Raw genomic sequence first — 17300 nt, 5'->3', positions numbered from 1 at the left:
ATCGCCGCGACATAAAAAACTTTCAAATGGTCGAGGTTCACTGCCAAATCACCCTGCCTTTTTTTGTAACAATAACACAGGAAGAGGGATCGTGATGATTGGGAATCCCAATTTGTCCTATCGAATATTTCAATAAATCAAAATATTCAAAATCTATTGTCTGATCAAAACGGCGGTGTTTTAATAGGCTCAGGCAAAATTGGTTGGAGCATTTGACCATCGCAACTCCAACCACTGCATACGAAAAACAATAAAGGAGGCCTTGGCATGGCAAGAGAGATTCACGTGATCAGTCCAAAGGACAACACCGGAACCGTCATCAGCAGGAATATGGCAAAAGGGCGGGTGGTGGAAATTGAGCTTGACGGAGCGATCCAATCCATTGAGATTCTGAAAGATATTCCCTACGGGCATAAGATCGCCGTTCGCCCGATTCGCAAGGGCGACGCGATCTGGAAATACGGCCTCGGCATCGGAACGGCGTTGACAGATATCCAGGTCGGCGATCACGTCCACATCCACAATATCGAAAGCAACCGCGGCCGCGGAGATCTGTACCAGGTGGCCACGGCAAAGGAGGCGCTTTGAGATGAGTGACCGTTTTTGGGGATATATCCGTCCGAATGGGTCGGTCGGGATTCGCAACACCATACTGATCCTGTCCGGCACGATTTATGCGAACTCCACAGCCGAACGCGTGGCCGCCACCATCAGCGGAGCTGTCGCGATCACCCACCCGCTGGGCCGCTGCCAGGTGAGGCCGGACCTGCGTATGACGTTTAAAACCTTGGTCGGCATGGGGAAAAACCCAAATGTCGGCGGGGTCGTGGTGATCGATCACTTCCGGGAAGAAGGATGTACGGCGGAGGATATCGCCGCCGAGATCGCCAAGACAGGAAAGCCGGTTGAGGTCGTCAACATCAGGCGGGCCGGCGGGGCGATTGAGGCGACGGCGGAAGCGACGCGAAAAGCCCTGTACATCAAACGCGAATTGTCCAAGCAAAAAAGGGAGTTGGTCAGCGTCTCCAATCTGCTCTTCGGATTAAACTGCGGCACGTCCGACACCAGCTCCGGCATTGGCTCCAATGTGGCCCTGGGGGTCTGCTCCGACAAAATCATCGCCCAAGGCGGCCGCTCCGTTTTGGCGGAAGTCATGGAACTGATGGGGGCAGAAGAATACATCAGGCAGCGTTCCGTCTCCCCTGAGATTGGAGAGAAAATCGTCGGCTACATCGAGCATTTGGAGCGCAGGGCGCTTGCGAGCGGCGAAGACATCCGGGGTTCGCAGCCGACCGGCGACAACATCCTGGGCGGACTCAGCACGATCGAAGAAAAATCGCTTGGCGCATACATGAAGTCAGGATCGGCCCCGATCATCAACGGGTTGGAATACGCGGAGGAATGCACGCAAAAAGACCCGGGTGTCTACGTCATGTACACGCCCGGCCACGGCAGCGAATCGATTACGGGCATTGCGGCTGCAGGCGCGCAAATCCTCGTCTTCAGCACAGGCGGAGGACATACGATTTCACACCCCATCATGCCGACGATCAAAATCACCGGCAACAGCGAATCCTTTGCCTTGATGAAAGACACCATGGAGCTGGATCTGAGCGGCATCTTCCGGGATGAGCTGACGATCGAACAAGCCGGGGAACTCATCTACGAAGAAGTGCTGGAAACCTGCAGCGGGAAATTGACGAAGAGCGAAATCCTGCACGAGCAGACCGGATTTGCGATCCATCGCGTGGGCGTCAGCATATAGTCCTATCGTCAAAACCGTTGCCAAATGTCGTGAGGCAAGGCGGGACCCCTTGCCTCACAGCCAAGATGGGGTGGCTTCCTGTGAAAGTGTTGATAACGGAGTTTATCTGGCCGGAAGGGCTTGAAAGAATCAGGGAATACGCCGAGGCGGACTACGATCAGACGCTGTGGAGCGATGAAGCCCGGCTTTTGCAAAAAGCGAGGGATGCAGACGCGCTGATCGTGCGAAATCAAACAAGGGTGGATCGCGCTCTGCTGCAGGCCGGATCAAAAGTAAAAGTCATCGGCCGGCTTGGCGTCGGACTGGATAATATCGATCTGGACTGCGCTGATGCCCGCCAAGTAAAAGTGCTGTACGCGAGGAATGCCAATGCCATTTCCGTGGCGGAATACGTGATGGCGGCGATGCTGGCGGCAAACCGCCCCCTGCATGCGGCGGATAGGGATGTCAAAGCGGGAAACTGGGACCGCAAGCGGTTTGCCGGGATGGAATTGTATGGAAAAACAGTCGGTTTGGTCGGAATGGGCGAGATCGCCCACCGCGTCGCGAAAAGGGCGCTGGCTTTTGGCATGCAGGTGATCGGGTATGATCCCCTTGTCATGCCGCATGATTTTCCCGCCGCCGAGACAGGGATAAGACTTGTCTCATTCGCTGATCTTCTGCAGACATCCGATTACATCAGCATCCACGTTCCATTGACGCCCCAGACCAAATCGATGTTTTCCACGCGAGAATTTCAGCAAATGAAACAAGCGGCATACCTCATCAATACCTCCCGGGGGGGCATTATAGACGAAGCCGCTTTGCTTGCGGCAGTGACGGAGCAAACGATTTCCGGTGCCGTTCTGGACGTGTTGGAAAAAGAACCTGCCGACCCTGCCAATCCGCTGCTGCATTGCGAAAATGTGGCCATCACCCCGCATATTGCAGGTGTAACGGAAGAATCACAGACGAGGACTGCTATCTTGATCGCCGAGGAGATAGGGAGGGTACTGCGGGGAGAGCCAAGCGTCTGTCAGGTTCGGTAAAGGAGAATACAGGTGAGAACATGTTTGAATCGTTTCGGGTAGATCGCAGGAATATCTCAGACACCGTCGTCGACTATCTCAAAAATTTGATATACGAAGGAAAGTTTGCCCCCGGTGAACGGATTCCGGGCGAACGGGAATTGGCCCAGCTGATGAATGTCAGCAGGAACACGATCCGGGAATCATTTAAAATACTGGCCGCGCAAGGCTACCTGAACATCAAGCACGGAAACGGCGTCTTTGTCGCCGACGCCGATACCCAGCTTGCCAAGATCACGTCGGCTTTTTTTGTCAAGCATGACCATATCATCGAGCTGTTTGCGATTCGCAAGGTATTGGAGACGCAAGCGGTCGAATGGGCCATCAAACATGTGGATTCTGCTTGCGAAGCGGAGTTGACCCATATGTTGGCCGACAGCAGACGGGCGCTCAAGGCAGGAGATTATGCGGCACTGGCCCGGCTGGACCACAAGTTTCATCTCGCTTTGACCCGCATGTCCGGGAATTCGGTTCTGCACCGCATTATGCTGCATCTCATCGACCTGCTCGGCGAAGCGCGGAATGAGTCGATCCGGATTCCGGACCGGGCCGCACAATCGATCAAAGAACACGGAAAAATCGTCGATTCCATCATTTTGCGAGACGCAGACACAGCCAAACAGCTGATGCTGGATCATTTAAACAGCGTAGAAAAATCGATCATTCGTCAAAAACAAATCGAACGTGAGTGAACGAACGATGACATATGCTGCGGCAGAATTAAGAAGGTTTTGCAGGTTCGTATTCGAGCGGCTGGGAGTAAACAGGGAAGACGCTTCCGTCGCGGCAGATGTGCTGATTCGGGCTGATTTGGAGGGCACCGACAGCCATGGCATCAGCCGGCTGCCCATCTATGCGAAACGGATGAAGGAAGGGAGAATTCACGCAAACCCTGCGATTGCCATGAAAAAAACGGGGGAGTCCGTCTTGCTGGTTGACGGGGACAACGGACTGGGGCCAATCGTCTCCGTTCATGCCTGCAGGCAGGGAATGTCGATCGCCAAGGAGACCGGAGCGGCAGCCGTCGCGGTCCGCGGCAGCAATCATTTCGGGGCCGCTTCCTATTACTGTCAGATGGCATGTGACCAGGGGCTGGCTGCGATGGTGTTCACCAATTCTCCGCCGGGAATCCCCCCGTGGGGAGGGGCGAGGGCATTCTTCGGGACCAATCCGATCGCTTTCGGATTCCCCACGGGAACAGAGGCGCCGGTGATGATTGACATGTCGACCAGCGTCGTCGCCAGGGGGAAAATCATTCTGGCCGCCAAACAGGGACAACCCATCCCCAAAGGGTGGGCGATCAATGCTCGCGGAGAGGAAACCGAAGACCCAGAAGAGGCACTGGCCGGCGCTGTCCTGCCTGTAGGCGGGGCCAAGGGCTGCGCTCTTTCCCTTGCCGTCGAAGTGCTGACAGGGGTTTTGTCCGGGGCTGCTTTTGGGCCGCATGTCCAGAACCTGTACAACGAAGACGGCGGGCAGGCGAATGTGGGCCACTTTTTCCTGCTGCTTGACGTGGAGAAATTTATGCCTCTGGAGCGTTTTACCCATCTGATGAGCGTCCTGCTGCAAGAGATGAAAGCGGTTCCGCGGATGCCCGGGGTGAAAGAAATCCTGTTTCCCGGCGAGCGCAGGGCAAAGGAGCGTGCAGAACGGGTATCAAAGGGAATCCGGCTGCCGCCTGAGGTAGAAAAGGAATTGGCCGCTTTGGGAAAAGAGCTCAAAGTGACGTTTCCCAAAAAGCTGCTGCTTTCACGTGATCAACTTTAAAGGGGGATCAAGATGGGGAGAGTAACGATCAGAATGCTTTTGATGAGCATGATCTTCGTCATCGCAGGCTGCGGCGGCGGTCCGCAAGCGGCCTCTGACCAGGCAATCGCCGCTTCCGCGGGGCCGGAGTTTGTCTTTAAGTTGGGGCATCTCCAGGGAGGAGAACACCCCTATCAGCTGGGGGCGGAGAAATTTAAACAGATCGTCGCGGAGAAGTCAAAGGGAAGGATCCAGATAGACATTTTTCCCAGCAGCCAGCTTGGAAACGGCCGCGACCAAATCGAAGGCTTGCAATTAGGCACCATTCAGTTCCACATCGGCTCGGTTGCTCCCGTCGCCAACTTCGCCCCCAAATTAAACGTGCTCAGCCTGCCTTATCTGTTCCGTGATCGGGAGCAGGCGATAAAAGTTCTCGATGGAAAGATCGGACAGGAATTGTCAAACGACCTGCTGCAAAAAGGGATCGTGAATTTGGCGTTCTGGGAAAACGGGTACCGCCATCTGACAAACAATGTCAGGCCGATCAAGACCGCGGCTGATGCAAAAGGGCTAAAGCTGCGCGTACAGGAGTCGCCCGCCTACATCTCCTTTGTTCATGCGCTGGGCGCAACACCGACTCCGATCCCCTTCGGCGAACTGTACACCGCCATGGAGCAAAAAGTCGTGGACGGACAGGAAAATCCCTTGGCCCAAATCGCGACGAACAAATTTCATGAAGTGCAAAAGTACTTGACGCTGAACGCCCATACCTACGACGCCGCCATTTTCCTGATGAGCAAGGCGGCCCAGGAGCAGCTGCCTGCCGATCTGCAGCAGGCGGTAAAAGAGGCGGCCAAAGAAGCGGGAGCCTATGAACGGCAAGTCTCCCAAGAATCCGAAGAGAAGTTTTTGCAGCAGTTAAAAGCGGATGGCATGACGGTGGAGGAACATCCGGATCTGGACTCCTTCCGCAAAGCGGTGGAACCCGTTTACCTGGAGATGCAGGATTCCATTGGCAAGGACCTCATTGAAAAAATCAGAAACACGAACTGACAGGGGAAGGCTCCGCCCTTCCTGACTTTCTCCAAGGGAGGTTTTCACATGAGAGCATCGGTAAACAGGCTGAGCCAATGGGTCGACAAGCTGTCACGATACGTTGTGGTGACTTTTATGGGGGTGGCCTTTCTGGCTACGATCTACCAAGTGTTCTCGCGGTACATCCTGCAAAGCTCCTTTTTCACAAGTGTGCTGCCCAAGGCCAATCTATCCGCGCTGAATTTCCCCTGGCTGGAAGAGGCCATCCGCTATCTCTTCATCTGGATCGTATTTTTGGGTATCGGCGTGGTATACAAAAGCAAAGGCCATGCGCAAGTGGAAATCGTGACGAAATTCTTTCCCTCCCGGTGGCAGCGAGGATGCAGTCTCGCGGTCGAAGTCCTTAATTCCGTGTTTTTCGGTGTTCTATTGGTCAAAGGAATTGAGATGGCAGTCATAACCAACGGGCAGTTATCTCCTTCCCTGCATCTCAATATGTCGGTGATGTACGCCTCTCTCTTGCTCTGTTCTGCCGTTTGCTTGCTCCATTCGTTTGCATTACTTGCGGAGGCGGTCCATTCGCATCGGAAGGAGAGGTCAGGGGAAGCTGTTGATGAAGGAAGAAAAGAAGAGCCTGCGATAGCGGAAAAAATCGGATAGAGGAGGGGTTCGGATGGTTTTGCCGGTTATTTTTCTGTTATTTGTCTGCATGGGAATCGGTGTGCCTATCGCCATCTCCCTGTCTTTGGCGGCTATTGGCGGGATCGGGCTCAGTTCCGTGCCGATCCCGTTAACCGTCGTTGCGCAGCGATTCTTTACCGCGGTAGATTCGTTTCCGCTGCTGGCGATTCCCTTTTTTATGCTGGCCGGAGAGCTGATGATGGCGGGGTCAATGGCCCAGCGGATTACCAATGTCGCATTCGCCTGCGTGGGGTGGCTGAAAGGGGGACTGGCCCAAGTCTCTACGCTGGCCAGCATGTTTTTTGCCGGAATCTCCGGTTCAGGGGCTGCCGATACGGCGGCTGTCGGAAAAATGATGATTCCTGTCATGGAAAAAAAGGGGTATGACAAGGCTTTTGCCGCGTCTACGGTTGCGACAGCCGGAACGATCGCCGTGGTGATTCCGCCCAGCATTCCCATGATCGTCTACGGTGTGACAGCCGGGGTATCCATCGGCGCTTTGTTCACAGCCGGCATCATTCCGGGAATCTTGATCGGTTTATCGATCATGGGTATGAACTACTTCACGGCGAAGAAAAGGGGGTATGACCGTCAAGGGGGCGCTTTTGAACTGACTACCTTGCGAAAAGCCCTGAAAGAAGGGGTCTGGGCGCTTCTGCTTCCCGTCATCATCATCGTGGGGATACGTTCGGGAGTGTTCACCCCGACAGAGTCCGCAGCGATTGCGGCCGCCTATGCCCTGTTCGTCGGGATGTTTGTCTACAGAGATGTAAAGTGGAAGCAGCTGCCCGATGCTTTGATGAGCGCCGGCATAACGACAGCGATGATTGTATTCATCATCGCCGCAGCCAATCTTTTTGGCTGGCTGCTGACCGCAGAACAGATTCCCGGGCAATTGGCCGCTCTCATCATGGGCGTCACAACCAACAAGTACGTGATACTGCTGTTGATCAACATCATTCTGTTCATCGCCGGCTGTTTCTTAAACGCGTCTGCCGCCATCACGATTTTAACACCTTTATTCCTGCCATTGATCAAAACAGCGGGAATCGACCCCGTCTTCTTTGGATTGGTGATGGTGGTCAACCTCGCCCTGGGACTAATCACCCCGCCGGTCGGCCTCGATCTGTTTATCGTGCAGGGGATCGCCAACATTTCGCTCGAACATCTGATTCGCGGGATCTTCCCCTTTATCGTGCTGCTCGTGGCAGATTTGCTGCTGATCACCTACGTCCCGCAAATCTCCATGTGGCTGCCCGGTTTGCTCGGACCATAGAGCGGCAGCCCCTCATCCGGCGAAAGGACAGGGGCTGCCGCCATCCAGTCATTTGCTGAAAACGCTGATAGAGCCTCAGGCAAACCTCTCACCTGAACACGCGAAAACTGCCGGTTCCCATCGCCAACAGTTCGCCGTCTGCGGTCTCCACTCTGGCTTCGGCTGTAATCGTCCGCTTGGTCGTATGGACCACCCGGCCCCGGGCGTAGATGGTGCCTTCGCCAATGCTGGAGAGGTAGTGAATATTCATGTTGGTCGTCGCCACTTTCCTCTCTCCGAGAGAACGGGCAGCAAGGCCCATCGCGTTGTCGAGCAAGGTGGCGTACATGCCCCCGTGGAGCGTCATATTGCCGTTGATGTGGTGGTGCTGTATGGTAAGCGACAGCACCGCCTGTCCTTCTTCAACGCTCTCGATTACGCAGCCGACGTGCCGCCAAAAAGGAACATCAGAAAAATCATGTTTCAATTCCTGCAGATATTTTGTCTCCACTCTTCTCCACCCCCTGTTTTTTTACAGGATAAGAAAGGATAACTTCCTGAAATGGCTTCCTTATCCTGCATGAAAGGCATTCGCTAAGGAAGAACCAGCTTCTTCGAAAGGGCTTCTTTAGAAGCTTTTCTTATCATAGGAGAAATGGCTGTCAAAGACAACCAGCCGCCTGCTTTTCGATTGAGAGGAATTGAAACTTCGGGTCGCTTACTGTTGGACGTTCGGGCGATGGCGGCAGGATATTTGAACACTTTGAAAAACTCTTCGGTCAGTTTGGTCACTTCTGTCGGATGCAGATTCACTTTGATGCCGACCTGGTCCAGCTGTGCCCGCACGGCCTCCCCGATCCTCGAGCCGCATGCTGAACGCGTCGGGTTTCAGGATGATGTCGAGCTTGACGTGGGAGACGCCGGCAGCCGCCAACAACTGGCTTTCGCCTTCTGCGGATCATAGGGAATCACATAAAGGCGGCATGCGACACCACCAGCAAATGATCATATCGCTGCTGCTGGACCAGCCGCTGGACGACAGTGTTCATAAACAGGGCGGAGCCAGATAAACATCGGCAGCCGATTCGCCATTTTGATAGCGATAGTGAAATCGTCCGGCCGCTTTGCATTCCCGTTTCGCTTCCGGCTCATGAATTGCTCCGTGAGATTCGCCTTGCTGAATAATGGATGTTCACCAAGTATCATAGCAACTTTTTATTCAGAAAAATAGATAAATAATGAAAAATATTTGAATTAACTGATATTTTTGAATATAATATCAATGACTAATGCAGCTACATACCAACCGGTCAGTTAATTTCCGAGGAATGGGGGATTCAATGAGCGCAGAGTTGTTTCAACGGTTTGTCGGAATGGAGTCGAAGCCTGTCAAAAACGAAGTGGAAAAAGGGGCGATCCGCAAATTTGCCGATGCGATCGGAGATCCGAATCCGATATACCGCGACGAGGAGTACGCGAAGACCACCCGTTACGGACGCATCGTCGCACCGCCGACATTTAGCCGCACGTTCGACTACGGTGCCATCCCTGATTTCAAAATAAAGCGCGAAGGGTTGATTCACGGCGAGCAGGAGTTCCGGTACTTCCAGCCAATATGCGCCGGCGACGTGCTCTACTGCTCGACGAAATTGGTGGATGTCTACGACAAGGAAGGAAAGCTGGGGCGGATGACATTTTTGGTCCACGAGCAAAAAGGGGTCAACGAATCCGACGAAACCGTTTTCATCGCGAAGATGACAACGATCTACCGGGGATAGGAGGGGGAAGGTGATGGGAAACAAACTGTTTCAATCGGGCGAGACAATCGGGCCGTTGACGAAACCGCCCATTACCAAAACACAGCTGGTCATGTACTCCGGGGCTTCCGGGGATTTCAACCCGATTCACACCGTGGAAGAGTTTGCCCTCGAGGCGGGACTTGGCGGTGTCATCGCCCATGGCATGCTGACCATGGCGTTTGTCGGCCAACTCATGACGGATGTCATCGGCATGGAAGGAGAACTGCGAATATTCGGTGTCCGGTTTACGGGAATGGTCCGCCCCGGAGATGAGCTCACCTGCGAAGGCCGGGTGCTTGAGACCCGGATCGAGGCGGGCAGGCAGATCGTTTCCTGTGAAGTATGGGCTGCCACGCAAGAAGGAAATAAGGCAGTCCGGGGACATGCCGAGTACGCGATTCCGGCAGAGCAGTAAAACGACATGTCCCGGATTTCGGGATGTGAAACGGAAGGGAGAATGAGTATGAGAGTAAAAGATCGGGTAGCTATTATTACGGGATCAGGGCGGGGCATTGGAGCGGCAACTGCCGGGCGGCTGGCCGAAGAAGGGGCTAAGGTCGTCGTGACCGACATACGGGCGGACGCCTGCGAAGCAACGGCAGCGGCGATCAAAGCGTCCGGCGGCGAAGCGATTGCCGTGCCGTGCAACATCACCGAGCGGCAGTCGGTCGAGGAGATGGTGCAGAAAGCCGTCGACACGTTTGGCCGTCTTGACATCCTGGTCAATAATGCCGGGGTGATCCGCGACAATCTGGTTCACAAAATGACGGATGAGGATTGGGATACCGTGATGAACGTGCATCTGAAAGGCTCTTTCTACGCGTCCCAGGCGGCTCAGCGATACATGGTGCCGCAGCGGTACGGCAAGATCGTCAATCTCAGCTCCACCTCAGCGCTGGGCAATCGCGGCCAGCTCAATTACGCCACGGCAAAGGCCGGCTTGCAAGGGTTCACCAGGACACTGGCGATCGAACTTGGCAAATTCAACATCAACGTAAATGCGATCGCCCCCGGGTTCATTGAAACAGACATGACCAAGGCGACGGCAGAGCGGGTCGGTAGCGATTTTGAAGCGTTTAAACGGGCGGCGGCAGAGCGGTCGCTGCTGGGGAGAACAGGCAAGCCGATTGACATTGCCAACGCCGTCCTCTTTCTCGTATCGGAGGAGTCCAGCTTTATTACCGGCCAAGTCCTGTACGTGCGCGGCGGAATCTGACGATTTGGCCAGTGAAGAAATATGGGGGAAATGTGATGAATTTTGACCATAGTGACAAGAGCAAAGCTCTGCAGGAACGTCTGACTCAGTTTATGGAAGAAGTCGTTTACCCCAATGAAAAAACGTATGAGCAGCAGTTGAATGAAGCGCCGAGCCGCTGGCAAAGCCCGCCTGTCATGGAAGAGATGAAGGCAAAAGCGAAGGCGGCCGGACTGTGGAATCTGTTTTTGCCCGAGAGCGAATGGGGAGCGGGGCTGACCAACCTGGAGTATGCGCCGCTGTGTGAGATTATGGGCCGTTCGATGATCGGGCCGGAGGCGTTTAACTGCAGCGCTCCGGACACGGGCAACATGGAGACGCTGGTGCGCTACGGGACGAAAGAACAGCAGGAGCAGTGGCTGGTCCCGCTGCTTCGGGGCGAAATCCGCTCCTGTTTTTCCATGACGGAGCCGACCGTGGCTTCATCCGACGCGACCAATATCGAAGCGGCCATTGTGCGGGACGGCGACCACTACGTGATCAACGGCCGCAAGTGGTGGTCGTCGGGTGCCGGCGATCCCCGCTGCAAGATCGCCATCGTGATGGGGAAGAACGATTCTGCCGCCCCCAAGCATGAGCAGCAGTCGATGATCCTCGTGCCGCTGGACACGCCAGGCGTCAAGATTGAACGGATGCTGCCGGTATTTGGCTACGACCACGCGCCCCACGGCCATGCGGAAATTACCTTTGACAACGTCCGGGTGCCTGCCGGCAACATGATGTGGGGCGAAGGCAAAGGATTTGCCATCGCCCAGGGACGGCTGGGACCGCGACGCATCCACCACTGCATGCGGCTGATCGGGGCAGCCGAGCGGGCGCTTGAATTGATGGTGAAGCGGGCAAAAAGCCGGGTTGCTTTCGGCAGGCCCCTGGCAGATCAGGGGGTGGTCCGGGAGTGGATCGCAGATTCCCGGATCGAAATCGAACAGGCCCGTCTCTTGACGCTGAAGGCCGCCTACATGATGGATACTGTCGGGAACAAACAGGCCAAAAAAGAAATCGCGATGATCAAAGTGGTGGCTCCCAATGTGGCCTTGCGGGTGCTGGATAGGGCCATTCAGGCACATGGCGGCGCCGGCGTGAGCGAAGACTTTCCGCTGGCTGCGATGTGGGCGAAAACGCGGACGCTGCGCCTCGCCGACGGGCCGGATGAAGTCCATCGCGCCGCCATCGCAAAGGCGGAATTGCGGTCGTAAAGGAGGAGGGAGAGTATGCACATTCGGGAACTGTTTGACCTTGGCGGCAGGACCGCGATCGTTACCGGCGGGGGCAGGGGCTTGGGCGAACAAATAGCGGAGGCCCTTGCCGAAGCCGGAGCAAATGTGGTGGTTTGTTCGCGCAAACTGGGCATGTGCTGGTCGTCGATGGCGGAAGCCATGCCATGTAAGAAGAGCAGACCGGAAAAACGGAAGGGGGAAACAGGATGAAGCGTGATGCTGTCATTGTTGCCGCGGTGCGAACGCCGATTGCCAGAAACGGGGGAGCGTTGGCGACGCTTCCTGCGCACTACTACGGGGCGACCGTAATTAAGGAAGCGATGAACCGGGCTCGGGTGACTGCAGATATGATCGACGATGTCATCATGGGGAACGTGCTTAGCGGCGGAGGGAACATCGCCCGCTTGTCGGCACTGAAGACGGGGTTGTCATTGGAGATTCCCGGTTTGACGGTTGACCGGCAGTGCGGATCGGGATTGAATGCCATCACTTTGGCTGCCCAGGCGGTCGAGTCGGGGGATGGCGACATCTATGTCGCCGGAGGGATCGAAAGCTACAGCCAGGCACCGTATCTGATGAGCAAGCCTGACAAACTGTACAGCGTGCAGCCGCCCCCATTCAGAAAATCCCAGCTGTCTCCGCGCGAAATCGGCAACCCTCCGATGGGAATCACCGCGGAAAACCTCGTCAAAAAATATGGGATCAGCCGGGAAGAACAGGACGCGTTTGCCCTGGCCAGCCAGCAGAAGATGGCCAATGCCATGGCAGAAAAACGGTTTGACGAACAGATCGTGCCGGTCTCGGTCCCCAAGGGAAAAGGCGAAACCTTCCTGTTCGCCGAGGATGAGCATCCCCGGCCGCAGACGACCATGGAAGGCCTTGGCAAACTCCCGCCGGCATTCGTCGAGGGAGGCAGCGTCACTGCCGGGAACAGCTCGGGGCTGAACGACGCAGCTTGCGCACTGGTCATCATGGCCCGGGAAAAAGCGAAGGAACTGGGCTTGCAGCCGTTCGCAACCGTTCGCTCCCGCGCGGTGGCCGGAGTCGACCCGAATATCATGGGCATCGGTCCGGTGCCAGCCGTCCGCAAAGTGCTGCAGAAATCGGGTCTGACCTTGGACGATATGGATCTAATCGAAATCAATGAGGCTTTTGCCGCCCAGGTGATTGCCTGTGACCGGGAGCTTCAGCTGGACCCGAACAAGGTAAATGTAAACGGCGGGGCGATTGCCCACGGGCATCCGCTCGGGGCAACCGGCGCGATCCTGGCCACGAAAGCCGTCTACGAACTGAGACGGGTGCCGGGACGCTACGCCCTGTTGACGGCATGCATCGGCGGCGGACAAGGAATTGCGGTGATTCTGGAACGGGAAAATTAGCGGACAAGGTGGTCCCTATGGCTAAAAACAGGTTCCGTGACACGATTGTTGTCCGCAAAGGAGAAGAACTGCAGCGCGATAGACTGGAGAAATTCTTGCGGGAAAATACGGATATTGCCGTTTCGTCGCCGCTGGAAATCGAACAATTCGGCACAGGAGCTTCCAATTTGACCTACCTCTTGCGGATTGGAGAGTGGGAGGCGGTGCTTCGCCGCCCTCCCCTCGGTCCCGTAGCGCCCAAAGCCCACGACATGGCGAGAGAGTACCAGATACTAAGCAGGCTTCATCCCGTCTTTCCGCTTGCCCCGAAACCATATGTTTTCTGTGATGACCGCAGTGTGATCGGCAGCCCCTTTTTTCTCATGGAGCGAAGGCGCGGGATTGTTCTCGATACCCAATTCCCCGCGCACCACACTTCTGCTGCCGCACTTTGCCGGCAAATCTCGGAAGTGATGATCGATCGGCTGGCAGAACTTCACCGTGTCGATTACAAAGCGGCAGGCCTTGAACAAATAGGCTATCCCGAAGGATTCATGCGGCGGCAAGTGCACGGATGGATCGAAAGATACGAGCGGGCGAAAACAGATCAGGCAGAGGGAGTGGAGCAGCTGAAGAAGTGGCTGACGGAGCATCTGCCGATCTCGCCTGAACCGACGGTTATTCACTATGATTACAAGTTGAACAACGTCATGTTCGACAGCGATGATCTGACGAAAATGATCGGGATTTTTGATTGGGAGATGACGACGATCGGAGATCCGCTGGCCGATTTGGCCTGTATGCTGTGCTATTGGATCCAGGAAGACGACTTGCAGGTGCTCGCCTACAGGAGGACTCCACCGGTAACCGTCCTGCCCGGCTTTATGACGCGCGTACAGCTGATCGAGAGATACGCCAAAAAGAGCGGGCGGGATGTAACCCGCATTCATTTTTATGTGACGTTCTCCTACTTCAAATGGGCGGTGATTTGCCAGCAGATCTATTTTCGTTGGAAAAACGGCCAGACCAAAGACCAGCGGTTTGCCCAATTGGGTGATCTGGCCCGGAGCTTGATTCGAAAGGCTTGGGAACTGACGCTCAAAAACGCACTCTAGGCGTTTTGTCGACCGCGAGTTGATCACGCTGGAACCTGAATTTCTCTTGCGTGAGCGGCGAGGCGAGGAAGTTACTGAAAGTACATATAAAAATTGGTGACCTGCTCTAGTTGGAATTGTTGGGGATGAAGCCTTTCTATTATAATAGTCGTAATTATCTGTCTCGGGAAAGGGGCGCCATTTCATGAAGAATAAAATCATTGAACAGAGCATTGCTTTGTTTGAGTTGAAAGGATTCAGTCAAACCTCCATTCAGGACGTTGTCGACAGGCTCGGCGTTACCAAAGGAACCTTCTACTATTACTTCGAATCAAAAGAACAATTGCTGATGGATATCCAACTGCAGTATATCGATGATCTTTTGGTCAAGCAGGAGCACATACTGATTCAATCCGACAAGGATTGGAAAACAAAAATGTTTGAGGTCGTAGCGCTGCTGATCAAACACATCCGCACACAAGGACGGATGGCCAGGGTTTTCTACCGTGAGCTGCGCCACCTTAACGAAGAGAATTACATGATCATCAGAAGAAAACGGCGGGAATTTCGGAAAAATCTGCAGAAGATTATCGAACAGGGAATAGAGAACCGGGAGTTCCGTCCGGATCTGCGAGCCGATCTTGTTACCTTTGCCATTCTGGGCGTGTGCAATTGGAGCAACAGGTGGTACAAACCTGACGGCCCGGTTCCGGAAGATGAGCTGATTCGAACCTATATGGAGATGTTGTTAAACGGCATCGCTTACAAGTAAATCCGATGAGTCCGCTGGCTATCCCATCAAAAGAGGATGGTTGGTATATTGATAATATTCGGGATATTGAATACTATGGATACTGTACGGTCAGTATCTTTCAGAAAAAGTCCGTTTTGCCGTCTTCGTCACAGCTTTCGGAACAGTCATACTCTAGGATCAATTTCTTCTTTCATGACGAATTTAATAGGCCCTGACATTCTCCTGACACAATTCATCGGTAAACTATGAATTATCGATTTCAAAACTTAGAAAATCCTGGAGGAGGGGTTTATTGTGTGGAAGAAAAAGTCGATCATCCTTCTGTCTGCATTGATGCTGGCGGCGTTTATACCGGCAAAAACAGATGCTGCCGTGACAACGAAAACCGTGCAGGCCATGTACAATAACATCAAGATTATGTACAACAACACCTTGGTTCCCACAGACATCGAACCGTTCATCATCAATGGCACGACCTATATTCCCGTGAGAATGATGGCTGGCGTGTTTAATAAGAATGTCACCTGGGACGGCACTACATATACGGTTGGGATCACAGACAAAGAGGACCCGCGGATCGCTGCCCTGCAGGCGGAGATAGCACAGAAGGATGCCAAGATCAAGGATTTGGAAGACCAGCTTGAGGAAGAAATCAGCAAAAATAATAACAGCGACGACATCGATGAACGACTCAGTGACCTGGAAGACAACCTTAATTACGACTACGGAGATTATAAGGGCTTGAACTGGAACATCAGCTTGAGCGGAGATGAAGACGATATTGACGTAGAAATCGAGGTTGATCTTGACGAATATGAGGATGATTACAACGATCTGACCACCAGCGAAAAAGAAAGGCTCGTGGAAGACATCTGCAACGACATCTGGGATGAATTCGAGGATGCCGACATCAGCGGATCGATCATCGACAGCTATGAAGACGAAGAGCTTCACGATTTTTACGGTGATGCCAGCAGCGGTGATATCGAATTTGACGGCGATACGATTTAATCGGTCTTAACATGGCCGATTCGACGTGCAGACCCTGTTCCAGACAGCGGATCAAGGTCTGCACGTTTTTTTCTTTGACACAAGTGAACTCTTCCCCTATCCTTCTTCGGGAATCGTTCTACAGCTTTTTCAGGTGCGCCACTTCCGGCGGTATGCCGTATACGGCAGCCGCCTCATAGATCGTCATGGCCGTATTCCGATTCTCGTATACCCACTCGTCCGGCATCAACAGCTCGACAGCAAATTCATTGGCCTCCCGTTCAATCTTGTCGATGGAAAACAATGTGTGTTTGCTCAAAAACGGCGTGTTCACTGTAGGGTGTAAAATCACATGGCCGAGTTCGTGGGCACACGTGTATTTTTGCTCCGCTTCAGTCGAGTCCCTGTTAATGTGGATCATGCGGATTCGCTTGTAGGTATTAAAGTAACCGAGCGTGCTTCCCAACTGTTCGAAGAGAACCAGGATATTCTTCCGCGATGCAATCTCAAAGGGGTCGTTGGTTCCATACTTTTTGGTAAGCTGCGATACGGTCTCCTTGATTGTTCGCATTCAACCATCCCCCTCCGAAGCTTACTTCCTGAATTTATGAGGGGTAAATTTTTGTTTGGCCAGCTGCTTGGCAAGCCGCAAGGAGTTTTCCAGCGAGATGCGCAGCAGCTCCTTGCTGGCCTCGTCTAGCGGCTCCCCCTGGAACGCCAGCGCCTCGCTTGACTCCAGATCATTCAGCATCTTCTCCAGGTCCCTGGCGATATCTTTCTCCTCTTTCGGCAGCAGTTGGGGAGGATGGTTTTTGCCCGCGGTGATCTCTGCGAGAGGATTGTCTGCCAAGAGCATATGGGTGCCGACTTGCAGCGCTTCTGCAACAGACTTCAGCACATCCAGGCTGGGATTGTATCTGTCGTGTTCGATGTCAGCCAAATACGATCTGGAAATGCCGGATTTTTTCGCCAGCTCGGTTTGAGTCATTTTGTTTTGTTTTCGAAAGAACCTGATATTGCTTCCGATAGACATGACGCCGCACTCCCTGTGAAAAGTCGATTATACCGACATTTATATCATAGATTGTAATACAGCGAGGTCGGAAATACAATTGATATTTCGACGTAAATACAAGTAAAAATAAGTGTTATGCTGGAATAACCAGGTATTCTTTTGAAAATAATAGAAAACCGCAAAATTTGGGCAGAAACAGTCTTTTACAAAAATGACGGAAATACAATACATTTTAGATACGAACCGCAACCATTTTACAATCTCTCTGA

General features: G+C 53.8%; 21 protein-coding genes and 1 pseudogene. 18 read left to right on the top strand and 4 right to left on the bottom strand.

The window, feature by feature from the left end; all coding sequences use genetic code 11:
• The first annotated feature begins 267 nt into the window (after positions 1-267).
• The 8 genes from HGBM_RS22550 (at position 268) to HGBM_RS22515 (ending at position 7570) form a co-directional block, all read left to right on the top strand.
• Entirely contained in the window at positions 268-588 is a 321-nt protein-coding gene (locus HGBM_RS22550; protein ID WP_019123357.1) for a UxaA family hydrolase, read from the top strand.
• A 1-nt stretch (position 589) separates the two neighbouring features.
• Positions 590-1765: a UxaA family hydrolase gene (locus HGBM_RS22545; protein ID WP_019123356.1), complete on the top strand. Its 1176-nt coding sequence runs from the start codon at positions 590-592 to the stop codon at positions 1763-1765.
• 80 nt (positions 1766-1845) lie between these two features.
• Positions 1846-2793 (top strand): hydroxyacid dehydrogenase, encoded by a 948-nt coding sequence (locus HGBM_RS22540; protein ID WP_019123355.1) that lies wholly within the window; start codon positions 1846-1848, stop codon positions 2791-2793.
• A gap of 20 nt (positions 2794-2813) precedes the next feature.
• A complete protein-coding gene (locus tag HGBM_RS22535; protein WP_019123354.1) occupies positions 2814-3524 on the top strand; it encodes a FadR/GntR family transcriptional regulator in 711 nt (236 codons plus the stop codon).
• A 7-nt stretch (positions 3525-3531) separates the two neighbouring features.
• A complete protein-coding gene (locus HGBM_RS22530) occupies positions 3532-4599 on the top strand; it encodes an Ldh family oxidoreductase (RefSeq protein WP_019123353.1) in 1068 nt (355 codons plus the stop codon).
• Between the two features lie 12 nt (positions 4600-4611).
• Entirely contained in the window at positions 4612-5631 is a 1020-nt protein-coding gene (locus HGBM_RS22525) for a TRAP transporter substrate-binding protein (RefSeq protein WP_019123352.1), read from the top strand.
• A 48-nt stretch (positions 5632-5679) separates the two neighbouring features.
• Positions 5680-6273 (top strand): TRAP transporter small permease, encoded by a 594-nt coding sequence (locus tag HGBM_RS22520; RefSeq protein ID WP_019123351.1) that lies wholly within the window; start codon positions 5680-5682, stop codon positions 6271-6273.
• 13 nt (positions 6274-6286) lie between these two features.
• Complete coding sequence (locus tag HGBM_RS22515) at positions 6287-7570, top strand: TRAP transporter large permease (RefSeq protein ID WP_019123350.1); 1284 nt, start codon at positions 6287-6289, stop codon at positions 7568-7570.
• Between the two features lie 88 nt (positions 7571-7658).
• Here HGBM_RS22515 and HGBM_RS22510 read toward each other — a convergent pair whose 3' ends face one another.
• Entirely contained in the window at positions 7659-8060 is a 402-nt protein-coding gene (locus tag HGBM_RS22510; RefSeq protein ID WP_019123349.1) for a PaaI family thioesterase, read from the bottom strand.
• An 83-nt stretch (positions 8061-8143) separates the two neighbouring features.
• Complete coding sequence (locus tag HGBM_RS22505; protein ID WP_019123348.1) at positions 8144-8395, bottom strand: hypothetical protein; 252 nt, start codon at positions 8393-8395, stop codon at positions 8144-8146.
• A gap of 59 nt (positions 8396-8454) precedes the next feature.
• On the opposite strand from HGBM_RS22505, the gene HGBM_RS30525 reads away from it, so the two are divergent.
• From HGBM_RS30525 to HGBM_RS22455, 10 genes and pseudogenes are all read left to right on the top strand, one after another.
• A complete protein-coding gene (locus tag HGBM_RS30525) occupies positions 8455-8619 on the top strand; it encodes a hypothetical protein (RefSeq protein WP_019123347.1) in 165 nt (54 codons plus the stop codon).
• 270 nt (positions 8620-8889) lie between these two features.
• Entirely contained in the window at positions 8890-9327 is a 438-nt protein-coding gene (locus HGBM_RS22495; RefSeq protein WP_019123346.1) for a MaoC family dehydratase N-terminal domain-containing protein, read from the top strand.
• Between the two features lie 13 nt (positions 9328-9340).
• Positions 9341-9763, top strand: coding sequence for a MaoC/PaaZ C-terminal domain-containing protein (locus HGBM_RS22490; RefSeq protein ID WP_019123345.1), 423 nt, complete (start codon positions 9341-9343; stop codon positions 9761-9763).
• 42 nt (positions 9764-9805) lie between these two features.
• Positions 9806-10564, top strand: a complete 759-nt coding sequence (fabG, locus tag HGBM_RS22485; RefSeq protein WP_026074605.1) for a 3-oxoacyl-ACP reductase FabG — start codon at positions 9806-9808, stop codon at positions 10562-10564.
• 35 nt (positions 10565-10599) lie between these two features.
• Positions 10600-11799, top strand: coding sequence for an acyl-CoA dehydrogenase family protein (locus HGBM_RS22480; RefSeq protein ID WP_019123343.1), 1200 nt, complete (start codon positions 10600-10602; stop codon positions 11797-11799).
• A 15-nt stretch (positions 11800-11814) separates the two neighbouring features.
• A pseudogene (locus tag HGBM_RS22475) lies at positions 11815-11958 on the top strand (SDR family NAD(P)-dependent oxidoreductase); the annotation flags it as partial.
• Positions 11959-12026: 68 nt separating this feature from the next.
• Positions 12027-13199 carry a thiolase family protein gene (locus tag HGBM_RS22470; RefSeq protein ID WP_019123341.1) on the top strand — a complete coding sequence of 391 codons (1173 nt, stop codon included), beginning with the start codon at positions 12027-12029 and terminating at the stop codon, positions 13197-13199.
• Between the two features lie 17 nt (positions 13200-13216).
• Positions 13217-14293, top strand: a complete 1077-nt coding sequence (locus tag HGBM_RS22465) for a phosphotransferase family protein (RefSeq protein WP_019123340.1) — start codon at positions 13217-13219, stop codon at positions 14291-14293.
• Positions 14294-14477: 184 nt separating this feature from the next.
• Positions 14478-15044 (top strand): TetR/AcrR family transcriptional regulator, encoded by a 567-nt coding sequence (locus HGBM_RS22460; RefSeq protein ID WP_019123339.1) that lies wholly within the window; start codon positions 14478-14480, stop codon positions 15042-15044.
• A gap of 276 nt (positions 15045-15320) precedes the next feature.
• Positions 15321-16037 (top strand): stalk domain-containing protein, encoded by a 717-nt coding sequence (locus HGBM_RS22455; protein ID WP_019123338.1) that lies wholly within the window; start codon positions 15321-15323, stop codon positions 16035-16037.
• Positions 16038-16155: 118 nt separating this feature from the next.
• Here the strand turns inward: HGBM_RS22455 and HGBM_RS22450 are convergent, their stop codons facing one another.
• Positions 16156-16587, bottom strand: a complete 432-nt coding sequence (locus HGBM_RS22450) for an ImmA/IrrE family metallo-endopeptidase (RefSeq protein WP_019123337.1) — start codon at positions 16585-16587, stop codon at positions 16156-16158.
• A gap of 21 nt (positions 16588-16608) precedes the next feature.
• Complete coding sequence (locus HGBM_RS22445) at positions 16609-17049, bottom strand: helix-turn-helix domain-containing protein (protein ID WP_019123336.1); 441 nt, start codon at positions 17047-17049, stop codon at positions 16609-16611.
• Positions 17050-17300 lie beyond the last annotated feature (251 nt).

The organism is Brevibacillus massiliensis, assembly GCF_000311785.1.
GTDB classification, from domain to species: Bacteria; Bacillota; Bacilli; order Brevibacillales; family Brevibacillaceae; genus Brevibacillus_C; species Brevibacillus_C massiliensis.
Note: the sequence above shows the minus strand (reverse complement) of the source record. Positions and strands in the feature narration are given on the sequence as shown.